Origin of the sequence: Campylobacter sp. IFREMER_LSEM_CL2127 (assembly GCF_025771745.1) — a bacterium.
Classification (GTDB): Bacteria; Campylobacterota; Campylobacteria; order Campylobacterales; family Campylobacteraceae; genus Campylobacter_D.
In genome coordinates this window covers 1-706 of sequence record NZ_JAKMQV010000032.1, presented here as the reverse complement: position 1 = coordinate 706, position 706 = coordinate 1, and the positions used below count along the sequence as shown (strand labels likewise).

Here is a 706-nt window from a genome sequence, read left to right as displayed (position 1 = left end):
AATACCTTTGAAAATAAAGACACCCTAGGTACTCTTGAAAACACTAAAGGTGCCATCTTAGAAAAAGGCTTAAACAATGATAATGGTTCTATAGGTTTAATTAACAACGCAGGAACCATTGCAAGTATTACTAACACCTTTAATAATAAAACCAAAGATGCTAAAGAAAATAAAGGTTATATAGGTGTTATTACTAATACAGGTACTATAGGTAGTGAAATTGTACCTTTAATAGCTGGTAAAGATTTTTATGGTGTTGATAACAGTGGCACTATAGATTTATTAAAAAATGAAAAAAATGGTAATATCTATGGTGGTGTTAACAACAGTGGTACTATCAATATTGAAAACACTGGCAATATCTATGGAGGTATTACTAATAGTGGTACTTTAACCTTAAGCAATGGTCAAGTAAGCTCAGAAGCTGGAAATGCTAAGTGGGATGGTGGTACTATCACCAAATCAAGTGATGGTTATCATATTAAAAACAATGGCGGTAAAATCAGTATAGATGGTTGGTACTTTGATGAACTTGAATATACTCAAAGTAATGAACAAAGATTAGAAAATTCTATCATTATAGGTGGAAATAATCTTGGTGGTATTAGTGCAGATAAAATCTATGTTAATACAGAAAAACTAAAACTCCAAACAGTTTATGAAGGTAATACTTTCTTTGCAGATAAAGATGGTAATATAGTAGGTG

The 706-nt window shown here is 31.0% G+C and carries 1 protein-coding gene; it reads left to right on the top strand.

From position 1 onward, the window contains the following. Positions 1–706: hypothetical protein (locus L8V77_RS07650; RefSeq protein ID WP_263707400.1), on the top strand; the 706-nt coding region annotated here is incomplete at both ends.